The sequence below is a fragment of the Sphingomonas gei genome, assembly GCF_004792685.1.
In the GTDB taxonomy this organism is placed as follows: Bacteria; Pseudomonadota; Alphaproteobacteria; order Sphingomonadales; family Sphingomonadaceae; genus Sphingomonas; species Sphingomonas gei.
On record NZ_SRXT01000001.1, the window covers coordinates 858,050 to 879,292 of the forward strand.

Annotated in this window: 18 protein-coding genes; 5 read left to right on the forward strand and 13 right to left on the reverse strand. The window is 65.1% G+C overall.

All coding sequences use genetic code 11. The annotated features are described in order from the left end of the window. Nucleotides 1-30 precede the first annotated feature (30 nt). The 4 genes from E5A73_RS03840 to E5A73_RS03855 are packed head-to-tail and all read right to left on the reverse strand — an operon-like array spanning nt 31 to nt 6,701. Nucleotides 31-1,587: a family 43 glycosylhydrolase gene (locus E5A73_RS03840; protein WP_240699999.1), complete on the reverse strand. Its 1,557-nt coding sequence runs from the start codon at nt 1,585-1,587 to the stop codon at nt 31-33. A gap of 1 nt (nt 1,588) precedes the next feature. Beyond that, on the reverse strand, nt 1,589-3,295 hold the full coding sequence (locus tag E5A73_RS03845; protein WP_240700000.1) for a DUF885 domain-containing protein: 1,707 nt from the start codon (nt 3,293-3,295) through the stop codon (nt 1,589-1,591). A 47-nt stretch (nt 3,296-3,342) separates the two neighbouring features. Continuing rightward, on the reverse strand, nt 3,343-4,338 hold the full coding sequence (locus E5A73_RS03850) for an Ldh family oxidoreductase (RefSeq protein WP_135962556.1): 996 nt from the start codon (nt 4,336-4,338) through the stop codon (nt 3,343-3,345). 11 nt (nt 4,339-4,349) lie between these two features. Next, the gene (locus tag E5A73_RS03855; RefSeq protein ID WP_135962557.1) at nt 4,350-6,701 is read right to left on the reverse strand and encodes a glycoside hydrolase family 127 protein; all 2,352 of its coding nucleotides are present in this window, start codon (nt 6,699-6,701) and stop codon (nt 4,350-4,352) included. A gap of 312 nt (nt 6,702-7,013) precedes the next feature. On the opposite strand from E5A73_RS03855, the gene E5A73_RS03860 reads away from it, so the two are divergent. Genes E5A73_RS03860 through E5A73_RS03870 form a run of 4 tightly spaced genes read left to right on the forward strand, consistent with a single transcriptional unit; the run spans nt 7,014 to nt 11,770 of the window. Continuing rightward, a complete protein-coding gene (locus tag E5A73_RS03860; RefSeq protein ID WP_135962429.1) occupies nt 7,014-7,478 on the forward strand; it encodes an alpha/beta hydrolase family protein in 465 nt (154 codons plus the stop codon). 8 nt (nt 7,479-7,486) lie between these two features. Further along, nucleotides 7,487-10,228: a DUF5695 domain-containing protein gene (locus E5A73_RS03865; protein ID WP_135962430.1), complete on the forward strand. Its 2,742-nt coding sequence runs from the start codon at nt 7,487-7,489 to the stop codon at nt 10,226-10,228. A gap of 34 nt (nt 10,229-10,262) precedes the next feature. Continuing rightward, nucleotides 10,263-10,418: a hypothetical protein gene (locus E5A73_RS21195; protein ID WP_168355794.1), complete on the forward strand. Its 156-nt coding sequence runs from the start codon at nt 10,263-10,265 to the stop codon at nt 10,416-10,418. Further along, nucleotides 10,415-11,770, forward strand: coding sequence for a peptide MFS transporter (locus E5A73_RS03870; RefSeq protein WP_135962431.1), 1,356 nt, complete (start codon nt 10,415-10,417; stop codon nt 11,768-11,770). Before E5A73_RS21195 ends, E5A73_RS03870 begins: the two co-directional genes overlap by 4 nt. Before the next feature lie 90 nt (nt 11,771-11,860). Here E5A73_RS03870 and E5A73_RS03875 read toward each other — a convergent pair whose 3' ends face one another. From E5A73_RS03875 to E5A73_RS03915, 9 genes are all read right to left on the reverse strand, one after another. Beyond that, a complete protein-coding gene (locus tag E5A73_RS03875) occupies nt 11,861-12,070 on the reverse strand; it encodes a hypothetical protein (RefSeq protein WP_135962432.1) in 210 nt (69 codons plus the stop codon). An 83-nt stretch (nt 12,071-12,153) separates the two neighbouring features. Continuing rightward, entirely contained in the window at nt 12,154-13,830 is a 1,677-nt protein-coding gene (locus E5A73_RS03880) for a GMC family oxidoreductase (RefSeq protein WP_135962433.1), read from the reverse strand. Nucleotides 13,831-13,851: 21 nt separating this feature from the next. Beyond that, nucleotides 13,852-14,688: a sugar phosphate isomerase/epimerase family protein gene (locus tag E5A73_RS03885; protein WP_240700001.1), complete on the reverse strand. Its 837-nt coding sequence runs from the start codon at nt 14,686-14,688 to the stop codon at nt 13,852-13,854. Continuing rightward, on the reverse strand, nt 14,688-15,248 hold the full coding sequence (locus E5A73_RS03890; RefSeq protein WP_135962435.1) for a gluconate 2-dehydrogenase subunit 3 family protein: 561 nt from the start codon (nt 15,246-15,248) through the stop codon (nt 14,688-14,690). The genes E5A73_RS03885 and E5A73_RS03890 overlap by 1 nt, the downstream gene beginning before the upstream one ends. 87 nt (nt 15,249-15,335) lie before the next feature. Then, on the reverse strand, nt 15,336-16,184 hold the full coding sequence (locus E5A73_RS03895) for a hydroxypyruvate isomerase family protein (RefSeq protein ID WP_240700002.1): 849 nt from the start codon (nt 16,182-16,184) through the stop codon (nt 15,336-15,338). Nucleotides 16,185-16,257: 73 nt separating this feature from the next. Further along, on the reverse strand, nt 16,258-16,620 hold the full coding sequence (locus E5A73_RS03900) for a c-type cytochrome (RefSeq protein WP_420822555.1): 363 nt from the start codon (nt 16,618-16,620) through the stop codon (nt 16,258-16,260). Continuing rightward, the gene (locus tag E5A73_RS03905) at nt 16,617-17,765 is read right to left on the reverse strand and encodes a Gfo/Idh/MocA family protein (RefSeq protein ID WP_135962437.1); all 1,149 of its coding nucleotides are present in this window, start codon (nt 17,763-17,765) and stop codon (nt 16,617-16,619) included. Before E5A73_RS03905 ends, E5A73_RS03900 begins: the two co-directional genes overlap by 4 nt. Before the next feature lie 5 nt (nt 17,766-17,770). Beyond that, entirely contained in the window at nt 17,771-18,832 is a 1,062-nt protein-coding gene (locus E5A73_RS03910; RefSeq protein ID WP_135962438.1) for a sugar phosphate isomerase/epimerase family protein, read from the reverse strand. Then, complete coding sequence (locus E5A73_RS03915) at nt 18,829-20,076, reverse strand: MFS transporter (protein WP_135962439.1); 1,248 nt, start codon at nt 20,074-20,076, stop codon at nt 18,829-18,831. The genes E5A73_RS03910 and E5A73_RS03915 overlap by 4 nt, the downstream gene beginning before the upstream one ends. A gap of 128 nt (nt 20,077-20,204) precedes the next feature. Between E5A73_RS03915 and E5A73_RS03920 the strand changes: the two genes are divergently transcribed. Then, entirely contained in the window at nt 20,205-21,206 is a 1,002-nt protein-coding gene (locus E5A73_RS03920; RefSeq protein WP_135962440.1) for a LacI family DNA-binding transcriptional regulator, read from the forward strand. Nucleotides 21,207-21,243 lie beyond the last annotated feature (37 nt).

The following is a 21,243-nucleotide window of genomic DNA, read 5'->3' on the forward strand; positions in this document are numbered from 1 at the left end:
ATCTTCAACGAGTCAAGCGTCAACCGCGGGCTAGTCCTTCCCACAGGCCGCAGCCGCCACGCCGGGCGCTGCCGCCGGCACGCGGGGCTGCGGCGCCAGCACTTCCCATTCCTGTACGCCCACCCCTGCGTAGGGCCCGCTGCCCGACGCGTCGAACACCGCGCGCAGACATCGCGTCGTCACCGGCGCGAAGCGGACCGCCTGCAAAGCGCCCGGCGCGGTGCCGGATCCGCTGGCCCCCCGCACCGGCTTCCAGCCTTTATCCCAATATTCGAGGTGCCACGCGGCGGGAGGCGCAACCCCGTTTCCCGATCCCGCCGGCTGGTCGGCGAAGAACTGGATCCGCGCGCCGTCGATCGTCACCGGCTTGTCCCAACGATATTCGACCCAAGGTTGCTTGGGATTGTTGCCGTTCCACGTGCCCCACATTTCGGGCGGCAACGGATTTTCTCGCACCTTGCCGTCGTTGAGCGCGGCGATCCAATATTGCACCGGGACGAGGTTCGACGAAGCCGCCGAGGCCGCGCCGGCGATGTTGCGCGTTGGCACCGGCACGGGTTGCGGCACGCGCGTGGGAACCACCGGCCGGATCGACGCAGGGGATACGCTGTCGTCCCATTCGAGCCGGTCGATCGCGACGCTGCGGCGGAAATGCCCGCCTCCGACGGCGTCGGCGGTGTGATAGGCGATGTACCATTTGCCCTTGAATTCGACGATTCCGGCGTGCGACGTGGTCGACGAAACCGGGCGCAGCGCAACGCCGCGATAGGTCCACGGGCCGAGCGGGGATGTCGCGGTGCCCCAAGCCTGGCACGCATGATAGACTGCGGGGGTGCAGTCGCTGTCGGGTCCGGCCTTGTTGCCGGCATAGAGCAGATAGTAAACGCCCTGGCGCTTGAAGATCCACGGCGCCTCGAAAAAGCCGGTCAGCCCCTCGATCCGCCTTTCGCCGCCTTTGGGCGTGATCATGTCGCGTTCGAGCTCCATCCCGCGCAACTGCCCGAACGTGCCCCAATAGATATACACCCGGCCATCATCGTCGAGCAGCACGGTCGGGTCGATGTTCTGAATGCCGTTCGCGACCGGCAGCTTCTGCGAAATGATCGGCCCGGCAGGATGCGCATCCCTCCACGGCCCGCGCACGCTCTCCGCCACTGCGACCCCGATTGCGAACTTGTCCTTTGCGTCGCTGTTGCGCTCGATCACGGGGGCGTAGAAATAGAAGCAGCCGTCGGCGCCCTTGACGATCTGCCCGGCATAGGCCCGCGTGGGCTCGGCCCAGGCGAAGACATCTTCGGGGTGGATGAAGCCGGGAATGTGCTCCCATTTGCGCGACGCCGGATCCTTGGTCGCGAGCAGCTGCCATTCTGGCATGATGAAGTCGTTGACCTCGGGCGCCGCCTCGTCGCGTCCGGTCAGGATGTAGAGCGTTTCGCCGTCGACCAAAGGCGCCGGATCGGTGGTGTAGCTGCGGCCGTCGGCGAGGATCGGATTGCCTTGCGACGTCACCGTCTCGGGCGCCGTCTGGGCGCAGGCGGCGCCCGGCAGCATCGCTAGCGCAGCGGCGAAGGCAGGCAGTCGTTTCACGTCATTCCTCGTCGGGATAGGGACCCTTGCCGCCATCGGCGATGAGCTGGTCGACGCGGCGGTCGATCTCGGGAATGGGCACCGATCCCAATGCGAGCACCGCATCGTGAAAGGCGCGGATGTTGAACTTCGCCCCCAGCGCCTTTTCGGCACGGGCACGGGCGCGCAGGATCGCGAGCTCGCCGGTATAGTAGCTCAGCGCCTGTCCCGGCCAGGCGATGTAGCGATCGACTTCGGTCTCGATCTCATGGTCGGCCAGCGCAGTGTTGTCGTGGAAATATTGCTGCGCTTGCTCGCGGGTCCAGCCCTGCGCATGAATGCCGGTATCGACCACCAGCCGCGCCGCGCGCCACATCTGGTAGGAAAGCATGCCGAACACCTCATAAGGCGTCTGGTACATGCCCATTTCCTCGCCCAGCGCCTCGCAATAGAGCGCCCAGCCCTCGCCATAGACCGAGAGATAGGTGTCGCGGCGGAAGGCGGGAAGATCCTTGTTCTCGCCGGCGAGCGGCATCTGGAAGGCGTGGCCCGGCGCGCTTTCGTGCAGCGTCAGCGCGGGCAGCGAATATAGCGGCCGTGCGGACAGATTGTAGGTGTTGATCAGATACACGCCCGGCCCCCCCCGCCCGCCGGTGTAGAAGGGCGCGATGTCGTCGGGCACCGGGATGATCGCGAAGCGGCTGCGCGGCAGTCGGCCGAAATATTTCGAGGCCTTGCCGTCGAAGGTCTTGGCGATCCACGCGCCGCGGTCGAGCAACGCCTGGGGTGTCTTCGCATAGAATTGCGGATCGGTGCGCAGAAATTTCAGGAAGGCGGGAAGATCGCCCTTGAACCCGACCTGCTGCATCACCTCGTGCATCCGCGCGAGAATCTTGCCGACTTCGGCAAGGCCGATCGCGTGTACCTGCTCGGGAGTCTGGTTCAGCGTGGTATATTCGGCGACCTTCGATTGGTAATAAGCCCGGCCATCGGGAAGGTCGTAAGCCGCAAGATCGGTCCGCGCGCCCGGGATATATTCCTCGCGCAGGAAGCGCAGCAGCTTCGCATGCGCGGGCACCACTGCCTCGCGGATCGCCGCCTCGCCCTCGGCGCGCAGCCGAGTCCGGGTCTCCGCCAGCATACCAGCAGGAAATTTGGCGAAGGGCGCAAAGAATGGCGAGTCCGACACGGAATTCGCCTCGACAACCCTGGCAACCCCGACGTCACGGCCCTGCAGCGTGATCCGCGACGGCGTGAAGCCGCGCTTCAGCCCGGCGCGCATGTTTTCGATCTGCTGATCGAAATAGCGCGGGATATCCCGCAGCGTCGCGAGGTAGCGACGATAATCCTCCTCGCGCACGAAATCGCCGCGCGCGGATCCGGCAAGGTCGCCCCAGAAGCTCGAGTCCGCATTCAGCGGCTTCTCATAGTCGCGATATTTCTGCTCTGCGAGCAAAGCCTCGATCTGGCCTTTGTAGACCGCATAGTTGACCTGCTCGACGGGGGAGAGCGTGGTTTGCCTGATCTTCGCAAGCGCGGCGAGCGTCGCGGTCCAGCGCGCGAGCCGTTCGGCCTGTGCGGCGGGGCCGACATCGGGCAGGCCGAGCTTCTGGTCCTTGGGGCTGTCCTCGTTCGGCGCCTGCTGGCGCTGCCGCCACGCATATTCCTCAGTATAAAGCTTGCGAAACTGCGCATCCGGGCCGGGCACCGGAGCCGCAGCGGTCAACATCGCAGCGCCTGCAAACAAAACCATCGCTTTGGGCCATGCCGCCATGCTCAAACTCCGATCGCCATGATGTCTGCATACAATGCCGCAGGGATTGTCACCCCCTCCGCAAGGCTGCGCGCCCGCGCGGCATAGCGCCGCTGCGATGGCAGCCGCGCACTCTGCCCCTCGATTGCCGCGAACATCGCCTCGGCACGTTCAAGATGCGCCCGCACGGCGTCGCCAAGGAATCCCGCCGGATCGATCGCGAGGATCAGCTCGCCGCCGATCGGCGAGCCGCCGCGGCCCTTGTCGGCCGCGATCGATTCCGCGCTGGTCATGTCGGCGATCAGCGGCCCGGCGAGCAATTCGACCATCGCCGCCAGCGCCGAACCCTTATGCCCGCCAAAGGTGCGCATCGCGCCGTCCAGCACGGCTGTCGCGTCATTGGTGCTGCGGCCGTCGGCATCGTAACCCCAGTCGTCGGGGATCGCCCTGCCCTCGCGGCGGTGCAATTCGATCTCGCCGCGCGCCACGGCGCTGGTTGCAAAGTCGAACACGAACGGCTCGCGTCCCGGCCGCGGCCAGCCGAATGCGATCGGATTGGTGCCGAACACCGGCTTGGTGCCGCCCGCAGGCGCGACCCAGGCATGGCTGGGGGTGAAGGCCAGTGCGACAAGCCCCTGCTCCGCCAGCGCCTCGACTTCGGGCCATAGCGCGGCGAAGTGGACGACGTTATTGAGCGCGAGCGCCGCGATCCCGTTGGCGCGCGCCTTGTCGACCAGCAACGGCATGCCGCGTTCGAAGGCGAGTTGGGCAAACCCGCCGCCGCCATCGACGCGGACGAGCCCGGCCTTCGGCTCCGAAACCTGCGGCACCGCATCGGGCACCACCACCCCGGCACGGATGCTGCGATCGGCGACGAGCAGACGGTAGATGCCATGGCTGGCGCAACCGTCACGCTCGCCGGCAACCATCGTCTCGGCGACCGCATCGGCATGATCCCCCGCGAGCCCCGCCGCGCGCAATTTGGCCCGGGCGAGTTCGCGCAGCGCGTCGAGCGTCATAGCGACGGGGCTCAAATCGCAGCGCCCACTTTGGCGGTGAACAGGCGCACGCCGAATATCGGCCCCGCGGTGCTGCGATCGTGCGGCACGATCCGCACCTGCACCGATTTCTTGCCTTTGGTCAGTGCCTCGGCGAGCGGATATTCCATATCGAAGAACTTGCCGGGTTTGTCGTTGTCGAGCGTCTGTGTGGCGACCTTCACATTATCCACCAGGATGTCGAAGCCGCGCTTGCGCTCGCCGCCCCAATAGGTCGCCTGGAGGATCAGCGGGCCGGGCTTGGTCTTGAGCGTGAACTCAACGAACCCGCCCGACCGCACGTCGCGCCCCTGTCGGCCGCGATAGGTGACCGGGTAGGAGATGTCGGAAGTGAGGTTGTGGTCGCGCTCGGGCTGCATCTCGCCGAGGAACATTACGTCGACCGAACGCGCCGCAATGTCCTTGAGCCGCGCCTGCTCGGTTAGGAACGCCTTTTCCTCGGCCGCCCAGGCACTCTCCGAGAAGCGCTTGAAATAGATCGCGCTACGCCGGTTATACTGGCGGTAGAAAGGCACGAACTGGAGGTCGGCGGGACGGACCACGCCGCGGGTATTGAAGATGCCCCTGGCTGCATCGGCAGGGCTAAAGGCCGCGAGCAGGTCGGCCCCGACGAGCGCCGGATCGGCCCGCTCCCATTTGACGTCCTTCGGCCCCAGATCGGCGGCGAGCACCATCGGCCCGCTGAGCAACGCGATCATATTCTCGTCGCCCGGCGCGGATTCGATGCGAAGCTCGAGCGGCAGGCTGATCGAGACCGTGTCCCCCGCCTTCCAGCGCCGGTCAACCACCGCATAGCCCCGCTCGAATACTGGCTGCGCCGGCTTACCGTTGACCGCGACCACCGCCTTGCCCGCTGCCCAGCCCGGCACGCGCAAAGCGACCGGGAAGCGGCCTGCCTTGACTTTGGTGAAGGTCAGCGTGCTTTCGGGCGCGAACGGATAATTGGTCTCCAAGGTCAACGCGGCGTTGCGCTTCGCCCAATTGACGTCGGCCGGGATGTAGAGATTGACGATCAGCCCGCCGGCATCGTCTTCCCAGAAGATCGACTCGCCGTGCTTGGAATGGACCTCCATGCCGCTGCCGACGCAGCACCAGAAGGCGTCGTCGTCCACCGTCGAATAGCCGCGCTCGCTGCCGGTCATCAGCGGGGTCATGTAGGTGAAGCCGCCGGTCGCCGGGTCCTGCGCCGACATCACATGATTGAGATGCGCGCGCTCATAATAATCGAACAGCGCGCCGTCGGGCTGCCAGCCATAGAGGTGCCGGGTCAGCTTGAGCATGTTGTAGGTATTGCAATGCTCGCAGGTCTGCTCGGTGATGTGGTCGGCGACCGTGTCAGGGGTGAAGAAATATTCGCGGTCGGCATTGCCGCCGATCACGAAGCTGTGATGCCCGGTGACGCGCTCCCAGAAGAAGGTCGCCGCGGTCCGGCGCTTCTCGTCGCCGGTGATGTCGTAGATCCGCGCCAGCCCGATCAGCTTGGGCACCTGGGTGTTGGCGTGGAAATTGGCGAGCTTGTCCTCGCGGTTGCTCAAGGGATCGAGCACGCGATTGTCATACAGCGTTTCCGCCATCTTGAGCCAGCGCGGGTCGCCGGTGCGCTGATGCATCTCGGCATAGCTCTCGTTAAGCCCGCCATATTCGCACCCCAACACTTCCTGCGTCTGCGCAGGGGTGAGGGCGGCGAACACGCGCTCGAAATAGCCACCCAGCCCCTCGACGACGCTCAGCGCCTTCTTGTTGCCCCAGCCGGCATGGACGTCGAGCAGCCCGGCGAACAATTTGTGCACCGTGTAGAGCGGCGACCATGAACCGTTGAGATCGAACCCGCCGGACTTGATCTCGCCCTTCATCACTTCGCCGAAAATCTCTTCGCCGTCGACGACGCTGCCGTCCTTTCGCTTGCGGCCCAGCGCGCCGACATAGCCGGTGCCGCGCTTGGCCTGCGCCTCGGCAAGTTCGTCGACGATATAGTCAGCGCGGCGGCGCATCTCGGCATCGCCGGTCTGCTGCCAGGTCAGCACCAACGCGGTCAGATAATGGCCGAGCGTATGGCCGGCGATCGTATCGCTCTCCCACCCGCCATAGATCGGCGCCTTGGGCTCCAGCCCGGCATATTTGCGGAAATTGTGGAGCAGCCGATCGGGGCTCAGCCGATGGAGGTATTTGCGGTTCACTTCCACCGCCGTGGCATAGTCCGACGGACGCAGGCGCACCGCGGCGAGCGGCAGCGGCTTGACGCCCTTCGGCGCAAACACCCCGGCCGTAGCGGCGCGCGCGATCCCGGTCTGCGCCGTCACCGCCAGCACTGCGGCTCCGAACATCAGTTCCCGACGGGAAGGGCGCATCGTCTGCATCTCATTCTCCTGAATACCGTATACGATTAACACGGGGATCGAGAGCGTCAATCCTCGAATGACCTCTTCAGAAGTCGATCAGCAAGATCTGGTATCTGAGAGATCGAGGCGGACAAGCAGTCGTTGCCGCGCTTGCCGCTTCGACGTCGCCGGCGCGACGGGTTCGAAAAGTGCGCGATGGCGGGATCGGGTGCGCGTAATGCAATCGGCATACATTATACCGTATAATTTTATTGAGCTGGCTCTTCGGCATGGATATGCACTGCTGGGGAGGTGCTGATGCGACGCAATCAAGATTTCAGGGCGACCAAAGCCACCGTGCTGGTATTGGCCGGCGTCCTGCTGCTGGCAAACGCAGGGCCCACGCCCGCACCGACGATCGCCGATCGCTATGCCCACGCAGACCTTTATCTGCGTCGGGAACTCGACAAGTTGATCGCCAACGCAGATCTGCGTGCGACGGTGGCGAAAAACCTCCGGGGCAAATTGCTGCCGAGCCACGGTGACATCGACGACAACGTGCCCCTCACCGAGAGCATGCGGCTCGCCAACGCGCTAATCACCGCCGCGCGCGATGTCGATTGGGTGATTCTGCCCGACACCACCCATCGTGTCGCCCAGCCCTTATTCTGGCACAAGCAGCGCGACTATTTCACGCAGCATCTGCTTGATGAGAAGCCGCCGGTGCTCCCGCTATCCGCACCCACCGCTGCCATGCCCACGATCGGCGCAACCACGAAATGAAAGACATCATGCGCACTGCTCGCTTCTTCGGACCCGCGGCCCTCCTTCTCGCGGGCGCCTCATCGGCGGTCTGCGTTCCCGCTCTGAAGGCGCAGGAGCAACCCAAGCCGGTCTATCCGCCGGTCCACACGACTCCGTACAAGGTCGGCAACTTCGAAGTCGCATTGCGCAGCGACACCCAAACGCTCGCACGCCTCTCGCCCGTCGCCGAGCCCGCATTCAGCTTCGTGCCGACCGCGCGCGAACCCGAGCGCGCCGGCGACGGCTACAACCATATCGGCGACCTCAACCTCCGTGTGCGCACGCCCGGCGGCGAATGGCGCGACTTCGCTTCGGCGCACGCCCGCAAGCCGATCCGCCTGTTGCCCGCCGGCGGCAAGGTCCTCGCTGCGGCCGACATCAGCGCGAGCATGGGCGTCGACGCGCCGGTAAGGGTCGAACGCCGCTGGGTGAACGAGGCCGGGCTGCTCGGTTTGCGCTTCCGCATCACCAACAGCTCGAAACAGCCGCTCGAGATCGGCGCGCTCGGCATGCCGATGGTGTTCGACAACGTCATCAGCGATCGCAATCTCGATCAGGCGCATGCCGAGGCGAGCTTCGTCGATCCCTATATCGGCCGCGACGCCGGTTATCTGCAGGTCACCCGCCTTAACGGCCAGGGACCTGCGCTGTTGGTGCTCCCAGAAAAAGGCAGCCCGCTCGAGGCCTATGCCCCGCTCAAGAACCCGCGCGAGGCCAAAGAGTCGATCTTCACCGACAAGAGCCCGCGCGGCCAGACCTCGGAGGGCTTTTACGACTGGACCGTCCACAGCATCGGCTATGCCGATCGCGAGTGGAAGGACGCCGGCGAGCAGTGGAATGCGCCGACCGGCCGCACGCTGGCGCCCGGCCAGACGATCGAAGTCGGCGTGCGGATGACGCAGACGCCGTCGATCCGGGGAATCGAAGACACACTGATCGCCAGCAAGCGCCCGGTTGCGGTGGGTATCCCCGGCTATGTCGTCCCGGCGGACCAGAATGCGACTCTGTTCGTCAAGGCACCGAGCGCAATCCGCAAGATCGAGAGCTTCCCCGCGGGAGCGGTGGAGGCCACGCCTGCGGGCAGCCAGAAGGGCTGGGCCAAGCTCAACGTCCGCGGCAAGCAATGGGGACAGGCGCGCCTGACGCTTACCTATACCGACGGGCAGGTGCAGACGGTGAGCTATTTCGTCACCAAGCCGCTCGAGCAGACCATGGCCGATCTCGGGCGCTTCTCGACCACCAAGCAATGGTATGAAGGCAAGGGCGACCCGTTCGGCCGCTCGCCGGCGATCCTGACCTACGACAACGAGCTCAGGAAGATCGTCGATCAGGATCCGCGCGTCTGGGTCGCCGGGATGAGCGACGAAGGTGGCGGCGGCTCCTGGGTCGCAGCGATGATGAAGCAGCTCGACAATCCCGAGGCGGGCGAAGTCGCAAGGCTCGAGCGCATGGTGACCGAGACCGTGGTCGGCAATCTCCAGGTCGCCGACGGGCCGCAAGCCGGCGCGGTCAAGAAGAGCCTGTTCTACTACGATCCGGTCAAGTTTCCGAACTTCTACAAGGATCCCGACAAGTGGAAGTCGTGGACCTCGTGGAAGGAGAAGGACGCCAACGACCTCGGCCGCGCCTATAACTACCCGCATGTCGCGATCGGACATTGGGTGCTCTATCGCACCGCGCGCAACCACCCCGGCATGGTCAAGACGCACGACTGGCGCTGGTATCTCGACAAGGCCTATATCACCACCGTCGCGATGATGCGCGACGCGCCTTATTATGCCGAGTTCGGGCTGATGGAGGGCGACGTGTTCGTCGACATCCTCAAAGACCTCAAGCGCGAGGGGCTCACCGCCGAAGCCACCGAGATGGAGCGGCTGATGAAGAAGCGCGCCGATCACTGGCGGACGCTCAAATTCCCGTTCGGATCGGAGATGCCGTGGGACTCCACCGGCCAGCCCGAAGTCTATGCGTGGATGCGCTATTTCGATTACCAGCCGCAGGCCGACGTGACCCGCGAAGTAATCCTGGGCTATGACCCGACGATCCCGAGCTGGGGCTATAACGGCAATGCCCGCCGCTATTGGGACTTTCTGTACGGCGGCAAATATTCGCGGATCGAGCGCCAGATCCATCATTACGGCTCCGCGCTCAACGCCGTTCCCTTGTTCGATGCCTATCGCCAGAACCCCAAGGACCTGCACTTGCTGCGCGTCGCTTATGGCGGGCTAATGGGCGGGATCACCAATATCGATCAGGCCGGCTTCTCGTCGGCGGCGTTCCACGCCTGGCCCGACATGATGAAATGGGATCCGCTCAGCGGCGATTACGGCATGGGCTTTTACGGCCATGCCCTCACCGCAGCGACCTACCTCGTCAACGATCCGACGTTCGGCTGGCTCGGCTTCGGTGGTGATGTGACGATGGGCAAGGACGGCGTCCAGATCCAGCCGAAGGATGGCGCACGGTCGCGCGTCTTCGTTGCGCCAGCAGGCGCATGGATCACGCTCGACGCTGGCAAGATCGCCAATCTGGTCTACACGCCCGTAAACGGTGCGATCATGCTGATGCTCGATCCGGCGACCGCGACGACGCCCATTGCCCGCCTGCGGATCGAGACGACCCTTCCCGGCGCAAAGGCGCTGACGCCTTCGACCGGCACGTTGGAGCGCGGCGGCTACACCATCCCGCTCGGCAACGCGCCGACCTTCGTTAAGCTCAGCCCGAATTGATGCGCCTGCGCACCCTCGCTTTGGGCTCGCGCTGGTGGTAAGCGGCGGCAGCGCGCGTGCCGCGCCCGCTGGCGTCCCGGGCCAGTGGTCGCCGGTCGCCACCGGCCCCGCCGATCCCAAACACGGCGCCGACCTGACAAGCGCGTCGCCCGAAGTCACTTCCACCCCCGAACATGTGTGGCGCAAATGACCAACCTAGCCGCAACGCGCAGCAGCCGCGGCGCCCACCCGACAGGGCTCGCTTTTCTCGCTGCGACCGAGCTGGCGGAACGCTTCTCCTACTATGGGATGACGGGGCTTCTGGCGCTCTACCTCGTCAAGCAATTGCTCCTCCCCGATCACGCCGGGCAAGTACTCGGCCTCGCGACGCTGCGTGACATTTTCGAATTTCGCGGGCCGCTTTCGAACCAGGCTTTCGCCTCGCTGATCTTCGGCTGGTATAGCGGCCTCGTCTATTTCACGCCGATCCTCGGCGGGCTGCTTGCCGACCGCTGGCTCGGCGCGCGGCGAACCGTGATCCTCGGCGCCCTGCTGATGAGCGCCGGCCATCTGGCAATGTCGTTCGACACGACCTTCCTCGCCGCGTTGGTGATGCTGATCCTCGGATCGGGCTGCCTCAAGGGCAATGTCGCGGCGCAGGTCGGCGCGCTCTATCCGCCCGACGCCGAATCGCTGCGCGCCCGGGGCTTCACGCTGTACGCGACCGGAATCAACATCGGCGCGGTACTCGGCCCGATCGCGACGGGGAGCGTCGCGGCCCTGTACGGATGGCATGCGGGCTTCGCGCTGGCTGCAGCGGTGATGCTGGTCGCGTTCGGAATCTATCTCGCCGGGCAGCGCCACTTCCCTGACGCCGGGCCGCGCGCCGGCCGCGTCGCTTTGCCCCCGCTGACCGCAGAGGAGCGGCGCAGGACCTGGGCGCTGATCGGGCTGATAGCGCTGACCATCCCGGCCAACATCGCATATCCGATGATCTGGAATATCGGCATCGTCTGGATCGACCAGCATGTCGACCTGGTCTCGCCCCTCGGCGCGGTCCCGGCGAGCTGGTTCAATTCGGTCGAGAGCTTTTCCAGCATCGCGATCGCGGCGCCGCTGGTGGCATTCTGGACTTGGCAGGCGCGGCGCGGGCGCGAGCCCGGCAGCATCGCCAAGATCGCTATCGGATCGGCGATCGTTGGCGTCGCGGCCTTGCTGTTCGCTTTGGGCTGCCTGGCCGCAACGGAGGGCCGGGTTTCGGTGCTCTGGGCGCTTGCCGGGTTCGTCGGCATGGGCACGGCGTTCATGTGGTTCTGGCCGATCCTGCTCGCGCTGATCTCCCAAACTGCACCCGTCAAGGTCAATGCAACATTGATGGGCGGCGCCTATCTGTCGCTTTTCGCGGGCTCGACGCTCATGGGCTGGGTGGGCAGCTTCTATGATCGGATGAGCAACACTGCCTTCTGGACGCTCGACGCGGCGATTGCCTTTGGCGGTGCGCTGCTGATCCTGCTCCTCCGCAAGCCGCTGCAGCGCGTGCTGGATCCGCACCGACCGGCTTAGATCTCATCGTCCGAGTGCGTTGGCTGGCGCGCCGTCATTCGATCTCCCTGCGCGGCGCCAACGCTCGAAAGATCGATATGCGGCCCGCCGTTATCGGCGGCCGTTTAGCGGACCCTGCCTGGCGATCAGGCGCGCTTCGTCCCGCTCTCTCCACAACTCGCGGTCCGCCGCATCGATCGCGCGCAGCAGCTCGCCGAAGCACGGCGTCTCGTCCACTGGATAGGCGCGGCTGAATCCTGCGCCGAGCCGATCCAGATCGCGGGCAGTGAGGAGCCCGATCGCAATGACCCTGTCTTCCATCTGCGCTTCCTAACCTGGATTAGGTTCAACCCGCGAAGCGCCGAGAAGTGCCCATTTATTTTCGCGCGAAAGCCTCAGCCGCGTCATGCCCTCCGCAGCTGTTTCACGGCGTGATCGGCCGCACGAGCGGTCAACGCCATGAAAGTGAGCGAAGGATTGACGCACGACACCGACGCCATTTGCGCACCGTCGGTGACGTACAGGTTTGACGCGCTATGCGCCTGGCTCCAGCCGTTGAGCACCGACTTGGTCGGATCCTTGCCCATCCGAGCGCCACCCATCTCGTGGATGGCATCGCCCGGTACGTGCTCGTCCTCCGAACTCGTCACGTTGACCAGCCCTGCGGCCTTGAGCATCGCCTCGCCCTGAATTCGGGCGTCGGCCATCATCTTCAGCTCGTTCTCGCGGAAACGCACGTCGAAGCGCAGCAGCGGCACCCCGAACCGGTCGACCTTGCTCGCATGCAGCGAGACGTGGTTGTCCTTGTATGGCAGGCATTCGCCGAACGCGCCCATCCCGAACCGCCACGGCCCGTATTTGCGCATGCCGTGCTTCATCGAGGCGCCGAAGCCGACCGGTGGCGCCGGGTTGCGCCGCGCGCCGCCCTGATAGCCATAGCCGCGCTTGAACCCGACACCCTCGTCGCCGCCGATGTTGCGGAAGCGCGGGATGTAGACCCCGCCCGGACGCCGGCCGAATTCGATATATTCCTGCATGCCCGGAATTTCGCCGTCGATGCCGACGCGGAAGATGTGATCCATCACGTACTTACCCAGCGTGCCGCTGGTGTCGAAATGGCTGCGGTCGCTGCCGGGCGCGCGCGAGTTCATCAGAATCTGAGTCGACGCCATCGCCGATGCGCACAGGAAAACCAGATCGGCGTTGATCACTTGCGCCTGCCCGGTCTTGGCATCGACGAAACGCACGCCTGTCACGCGCTTCTTGGCGGCATCATATTCGAGGTTGGTGACCACCGCGTCCGATTGCAGCGTCAGCCGTCCGGTTGCCCGCGCCGCCGGCAGCGTCACCGCCTGAGTCGAGAAATAGGCGCCGAAAGAGCAGCCATTGCTGCACTGGTTGCGGAACTGGCATTTCGTCCGGTTCTGGTCGGGCTTGTCCTCGGTCATGTTCGACAGCCGGGTGTTGATCAGCTTGCGCCCGGGGAACTTGCTTTCGAGCCGTTCCTTGACCCACTTCTCGGCGACATTCATCGGAATCGGCGGCTGGAATTCGCTGTCGGGCAGATAGGGCAGATTCTCGCGCGAGCCCGACACGCCGATATATTTCTCGACGTAGCTATACCAGGGCGCAACGTCGTCATAGCCGATCGGCCATTCGCCATCGATTCCGTCGCGCTTGTTCGCCTCGAAATCCTCGGGCGCCCAGCGGAAGCTCCAGCGTCCCCAGATCAGCGACTTGCCGCCGACCGCGCCGGGGCGGATCCAATAGAATTTCTCACCCTCGTCGAAGGCATAGGGGTTCAGCCGGTCGTCATTGTAGAAGCTCTGGTTGCTCGGCGCGACATAGCCGTGCTCGGCAATGAAATAGTCGCTCTTGACCAAAGGCTCGGGCATGATGTTGCGCGCCGGAACCTCGAAGGCGGGCTTGCCGTCATAGGGATAGCCCTCGCCATGCTCGACCATCCTGCCGCGGTCGAGCATGAGGACGCGCAGTCCCTTTTCGGTGAGTTCCTTCGCGGCGAAGCCGCCGCTGACGCCCGATCCGATGACGATCGCGTCGAACCTGTTGGTCGAAGCCATGTTCTACTCTCCCAATTCGGATCAGAAACGCAGCGCGCGCAGCGTCTGGAAGCTGGTGGTGATGTCGGGAAGATAGGGCGCGGGCGCCTGATCGTTCTCGACGTAGAAATGCCGGACGCCCGCGCCGCCCTTGCGCTTGAAGAGCGAAGCGAAGTCGATCGTCCCCGCGCCCACCGCAGTCATGCTGCGATCGGGACGCATGTCCTTGACGTGATAGGCATAGAGCCGTGATCCGAGCCGATCGATCAGCGTCGCCGGGTTCTCGCCGGCGAAGGCGGCCCAATAGATGTCAAGTTCGGCCTTGACGAGCGCCGGATCGGTTTCCTTGAGGAAGCGATCGTAGAGGCTGACACCACCGGGCTTGGTGGTGAACTCGAAATCGTGATTGTGGTATGCGAAGCCGAGCCCGGCTTTCTTCAGATCCGCGGCGAAGCGGTTGAAGTTCGGCAGAGCCGCCGCCCAGCCCGCCTCGGTACGGTGCTCGTCGGTCATGTACGGCAGCACGATGGTATCGGCGCCGAGCGTCTTGGCCATCGTCACCGATTGCTCGAACTTCCCGAGCAGCGCGTCATAGCTGATATGCACCGACGGCGATGTCAGCCCGAGCCGGTCCGTCGTCTTGCGCAGCATGGCGTGGTCCATCGCGTCATAGCCGCCGCCGCCATATTCGACTTCGCGATAGCCGATCCGCGCGATCTGCTCGAGCGTTCCCACCGGATCCTTCGCGAAGAGGTCGCGCACCGTATAAAGCTGGATTCCGACCTTGTTGAGCTGCGCCGCCGACGCCGCTTTGAGATCGATGAGCGAAAGCGCGGCGATGCCGCCGGCACCCGCGAGCACATTTCTGCGGCTGATCATCATGCGCTGTACACCTTGTTGACCTGGGAATAGGGGAATTGGCCATTATACTCGCCCGGCACCGGCAGATATTCGCGCTCCTGCGTGATGCCGATCTCGGAGGTGTAGTAGCCGGTAATCACGAGCTGGCGGAACGCCTCGAAGAACTTGCCCCCCGACGGCAATTGGTCGTTCATCGCCAAGGTCAGCAACGCATCCTGCTGCACCGGGGTCGCCTGCGCCGCCGCGAGCTTATAGTCCTGCTGGCTGCGCGCTTCGATCGCTGCGAGACCGGCGAGGATCGGCACCCGATCCTCGGGCATCGACCAATCGGCGAGCAATTTCTCGATATAGGCCGGCACGCCCGCGGCGATCGCGCCGGGCGTATCGGTCGTCGGGATGACGCGTTCGCTGAGCGCCGACACCAACGCCCGCTGTGCCGTGGTGAACACCGCCGCGCTCGGCGGGCCGTCGCTGATTACGGGTATCTTCGATGCCTGTGCGGCGCGCGCGATCGGCGCGAACAGCCCAGCGCCGAACATGCCGACGACGCCGGCCAGCGCAGTTCTCCGATCAATCACTTGCCTTCTCCCCCAGAGAGATTGCCGCCGCGCTCGGCGGACGAACCCAGATATTACCCATGCGGATGTCGCGCATCCCCGTTCCTCTCACTGGTCAATCTGCCGATAGGCGGCGATCAGGCGGTCCTCGCCCGCGCGGCCCTCGATCGAATTGCCATGTTCCATGCCGATGACGCCGGGATAATGCCGCGAACGGAGCCATTTGACGATATTGGAATAGTTGATCTCGCCGGTCCCGGGCTCGTTGCGGCCCGGATTGTCGCCGAACTGGATATAGCCGATTTCGCTCCAGCACATCTCCAGCGCAGGGATCAGATTCCCCGACTGGATCTGCTCGTGATAAAGATCTGCGAGGATCTTGACCGCAGAGCTGTTCACGCCCCGCGCGACGGCAAAACCCTGCGCGATCGACTGCATATACACGCCGGGATGGTTGGTCCGCGTGTTGAGTGGCTCCATCACCATCGTGATCCCGTGCGGCGCGACGATGTCGCCGGCGCGGCGCATCACGTCGATCACCCGCGCGGTCTGGATGTCGACCGGTACCTTGGGGTCCATGAACCCAGTGACCACGGTCATCCACTTGGCGTCGAGCCGCTTGGCGATTTCGATCGAACTGCGGACGTCTGCGAGGAAAGCCTCACGCTCGGCCCCGTCATTGGCGCCGAGCAACGGCCGCGACTGGGCCCATTTGGGCATGCTCGCCACGAACACGCCCATCGTCATGCTGCGGTCGCGCAGCGCCTTGGCCATCCGCTTCTGTTCGGCGACCGGACGGCTGGGCGCTTCGTTATCTTCCCACGCAGTGAAGCCCTGATCCGCCGCGAAGGCGATCTGCTCGATCAGCCCGCCGCGGCTGGCAAAGCTGCCCTCGTGCGGCGCGAAACCTAGCGAGAAGCGGGCAGCATTCGAGCCCCCGTTTTGCGCGCCTGCCACGACCGGCGCTAGCGCAGACGCGGCGCCCGCAGCGAGCAAAGTCCGGCGCGATACCCTCATGCGCTGACCACGCTCACTGCGCGCCCTTGAGATAGGCGATGATCGCCGCGCGCTTGGCCGGATCGGCCATGCCGATCGGCATGCGGGTGCCGGGCACCTTCTTGGTCGGCGCGGCGATGAACTGGTCGAGCGTCGCCGGATCCCAGCGCAGCTTAGAAGCCTTGAGCGCGGCAGAGTAATTGAACCCCGGCAACGAGGCCGCCGGACGCCCGACGACGCCGTTGAGATTGGGCCCGACGCCGCTCTTGGCGCCCTTCTGGACGGTATGGCAGGCCTTGCATGCGGCGAAGGCCGGCGGTGGCGCGGTCTGCGCGGCGGTAGGCGCTGTGGTGACGATAAAAGCCGTCGCCGCTCCCAGGCACATGAGAAGCTTCACTCTGTTTCTCCCGAATCAACCAAGGTCCATTTCTGGTCCAACGCCGCATTCGCTATCACCGCTTCGATGAACCGCATCGTACGCAATCCATCGGTTACGCACGGATACCAGCCATTGCCCTCGCCGCGAATCGCCGCCGCGAGGCTGCGATAAAGATTCGCGAAGGCCTCAATATAGCCCTCCGGATGTCCCGAAGGGGTTCGAAGCAACGCGGTCGTCGAATCTTGCAATCCTGGCCCGCCGGCGCGGACGATCTCGGCCGGGCGATCGAGCCAGCGCAGGATCAGCGTATTCGGCTCCATCTGCGCCCATTCGAGCCCACCGCGCTCACCGTGGATGCGAAGCCTGAGCCCGTTCTCCTCGCCCGCCGCGACCTGGCTGGCCTTGAGCACGCCGCGCGCGCCGCCAGACAGGCGGAGCAAGGCGCTGACATCGTCGTCGAGCCGCCGCCCCGCGACATGCGTCGTGAGCTCCGCCGATACCGCCTCGACGCGCAGGCCGGAGACATGCTCGGCCAGTTGAAACGCGTGCGTGCCGATGTCGCCGAGGCACCCGCCGAGCCCGGCCCGCGCCGGATCGGTGCGCCATTCGGCCTGCTTGTTACCTTCGCTATCGATCGGCAGGCTGAGCCACCCCTGGAGATACTCGACCTGCACCAGCCGGATCGCCCCGAAATCGCCGTGCGCGACCCTTGCGCGCCCCTCTTCGACCAGCGGATAGCCACTATAGGTGAAAGCGAGCGCGAATAGCCGTCGGCTGGCTTTGGCGGCCGCGGCGATGGCTTCGGCTTCCACAACGCTCATCGCCATCGGCTTTTCGCAGAAGACGTGGAAACCGGCATTGAGCGCCGCAATCGCCATCGGCGCGTGCAAATGGTTGGGCGTGACGATCGCCACTGCATCGATGCGCTGGTCTTCCGGCAATGCGGCTTCGCCGGCAGTCATCGCCTGGAGCGAAGCATATACCCGCTGCGGCGCCAGCCCGAGCGCTTCGCCGGTCCGCGTGTTGCGCCCTTCGTCGGTGCTGAACGCCCCAGCTACCAGCCGCCAATCGCCATCCAGCGCCGCCGCCATGCGGTGGACCGCGCCGATGAACGCGCCTTCGCCGCCGCCCACCATTCCCAGCCGAAGTGCCTGTCGAGACATGCGACTCAATCCTGCCGCGAAAGCCCGAGCAGCGAACGGATCGCCGCCTGGTCGACTCCGCTCGCGGCGAAATCGTCGAACGCACGCTCGGTGCGCCGGATGATGTGGTCGCGGATGAAGGGGGCACCTTCGCGCGCGCCGTCCTCCGAATTCTTCAGCGCGCACTCCCATTCGAGCACGGCCCACCCCGCATAGCCATATTGTGCCATCTTACTGAAGATGGCGGAGAAATCCACCTGCCCGTCGCCCAGCGAACGGAACCGCCCAGCGCGATCGACCCAGCTCTCATAGCCGCCATAGACCCCGGACCGCCCGGTCGGGTTGAACTCGGCATCCTTGACGTGGAAGCACGAGATCCGGTCGTGATAGCGATCGATGAAGTCGAGATAGTCGAGCTGCTGCAGCACATAATGCGACGGATCGAACAGGATCCGCGCCCGCGGATGATTGTCCACCGCCGCCAGGAATCGCTCCCATGTCGCGCCGTCGTGGATATCCTCGCCCGGATGGATTTCAAAGGCGCAGTCGACCCCGGCTTCCTCGAACACGTCGAGGATCGGCACCCAGCGCCGCGCGAGTTCGGCGAATGCCTCCTCGACCAGCCCCGCCGGCCGCTGCGGCCACGGATAGACATAAGGCCAGGCCAGCGCGCCGGAAAAGGTCGCATGCGCCGACAGCCCCAGCCGGGAGCTCGCCCGCGCGGCGAGCTTGACCTGCTCGACTGCCCAGGCCTGGCGCTCCGCAGGCTTGCCGTGCACTTCCGCCGGGGCGAATCCGTCGAACAGCGTATCGTAGGCCGGATGCACCGCGACCAGCTGGCCCTGGAGATGCGTCGAAAGCTCGGTCGGCTCGATGCCGTGCTTGGCAAGCGCACCCTTGAGATCGTCGCAATAATCCTGGCTCTCAGCGGCCACCGACAAATCGATTAGCCGCGGATCGCACGGGATCTGGACACCGACATAGCCAAGCCCCGCCGCCCACCGGGCTAGGTTCTCGAGCGTGTCGAACGGCGCCGCGTCGCCCATGAACTGCGCGAGGAAGATCCCCGGCCCCTTCATCGCATTCATGCTGCGGCTCCCTCGCGCTCACCCCGGAAGGTGATCTGGAAGATCAGCGCAATCACCGCAGCCGCCGCGGCCGGATACCACCACATCTGATGCCAGTCTGCGATGCTCGGCTGCGCGGGAAGCTGCGCATAGAGCAGCCCGCCGATCTGCGAACCGAGCAGCATCCCGACGCCGTAGGTGAACAGCGTCAACATCCCCTGCGCCTGCGCGTTGACGCCCTTGGGCTGCGCGATCGTCTGGGTGTAGATCGCCCCGGCGACGAAGAAAAAGTCGTAGCATACGCCGTGGAGCGCGACGCCGAGATAGACGGCCCAAAGCGAGCTGCCGCCGTCGCCGATCGCGAACAAGGCATAGCGCAGCGCCCAGGCGGCCATGCCGACCAGCAGCAGCGGCTTGACCCCGAAGCGGCGGTACAGCCACGGCATCGCGAACATGAAGCCGAGCTCGGACATCTGCCCGATCGCGAGCGTGCCGCTGACATTTTCGATGCCGGTCGCGCCGACATAGGGCGAGGCATAGGCATAATACATCGCCAGCGGGATAGAGATCAACGTCGCGCAAACGATGAATACCAGGAACGAACGCTGCCGCATCAGGCCGAATGCCTCGACGCAGAACACCTGGCGCAGCACGCTGTCATCGCTCGGCGCGTCGGGCGCGACATTGGGCAAGGTGAAGCTGTAGAGCCCGAGCGCGATCGAGACGATCGCCGCGGCAGTGAAGATCTGCGGGCTGGCGGACAGGCCGAGCCAGCCGATGATCAAGCCGGCGGCAATCCAGCCGAGCGTGCCGAACGCGCGCACGAACGGGAAATTGTCGACGCGCTCGCCGAAGCTCTTGAGCGCGATCGTGTTGGCGAGCCCGACCGTGGGCATGTAGAGGATCAGATAGCCGAGCAGCACCCAGACCATGGTCTCGCCATGCTCGGGCGTTACAAGCGAGGGCAGTACGAACAGGATCGCACCGCCCACCAGATGAAGGATCACCATCAACATCTTCGGGCTGAGATAACGCGTGGCGACCATGCCGAGCAGGAAGGAACCCGCGATCGAGGCGATCGGGCCGACCGAAAAGGCGTTGGCGATCAAATTGCCGATGCCGACGGTCTGCATCACCAGACCGAGCGTGACCTGCCACGCGCCCCAGACGAAGAACTGCATGAACATCAACGCACTCAGGCGCCCGGTCAGCAGGCCCGAAGGCGATCCCCCGGCAATCTTCGACGCACCTTCCGCAACGGCCATGCGCAGCCCTCCCCTTTTGGCAGTTTTCTTGCCTGTCGAATCGCAGGCTAGGCAGGTCGAAAGCTGATGTAAAGGATTACATCGGATATCGGTCGACACGCTGCGCAACACCATACCATAAGGGTTGGATGCCGACGATCATCGAAGTCGCCGCGATGGCCGGCGTGTCCACCGCCACCGTCTCGCGGGTGCTGAGCCGGCCCGAGCGCGTAGCCGAGCAGACCCGCCAGCGCGTGCTCGAAGTGGTGCAGTCGCTCGGCTATGCGCCCAATGTCGCGGCCCGCACGCTGCGCACGCTGCGCGCCGCCAAGATCCTGCTGACCGTGCCCGACATTTCGAACCCCTTCTTCGCCAGCGTGATCCGCGGCGCGGAGGAAGCCGCGCGGGACGCAGGCTATGCCGTCGTGGTCGGCGACACCCGCCACGACCCGCAGGTCGAGGACCAATATGCCGAGATGCTGTCGCGCCGCGAAGTCGACGGGCTGATCTTCCTCGGGCACCGCCTGCCCGAAAGCCTCGCGCCTTTGCTGTCGCGGCAGGGCGCCGCCGCGCCGATCGTCAACGGCTGCGAATACAGCCCCGAGCTCGGCGTCCCCAGCGTTCATATCGACAACGCCGCGGCGAGTTGCGACGCTGTCGAGCATCTGATCGGGCTCGGCCATCGCCGCATCGGGCTGATCACCGGCCCGCCGATCAGCCCGATCAGCCGCGATCGCCTGTCCGGCGCGATACAGGCCGCCGAGCGCCACGGCCTGCGCGATAGTCTCGCCGTACGCACCGGCGATTACTCGGCAAGCTCCGCCTTCGAGCAGACCCAGGTCCTGCTCGCGCTAGGCGTGACCGCGATCTTTTGCTTCAGCGACGAAATGGCGATGGGAACGCTCAGCGCGATCAGCGAGGCGGGCCTATCCTGCCCCGCCGACATCTCGGTGATCGGCTTCGACGACTTGCCGCTTGCCCGCTTTTTCCAGCCCGCGCTCACCACGATCTCGCAACCCAAGGGCATGATCGGTCGGCGCACCGTCGAATTGCTGGTCGATATCCTACGCGACGTCGAAAGCCCGGCGAGCCAGTTGACGCTGCCGCACGAACTGATCGTCCGCAACAGTACCGGGCCAGTCCGCGGATGATGCCGGATCGAGTTTGAATCTGTTCCCCGGCGAAGGC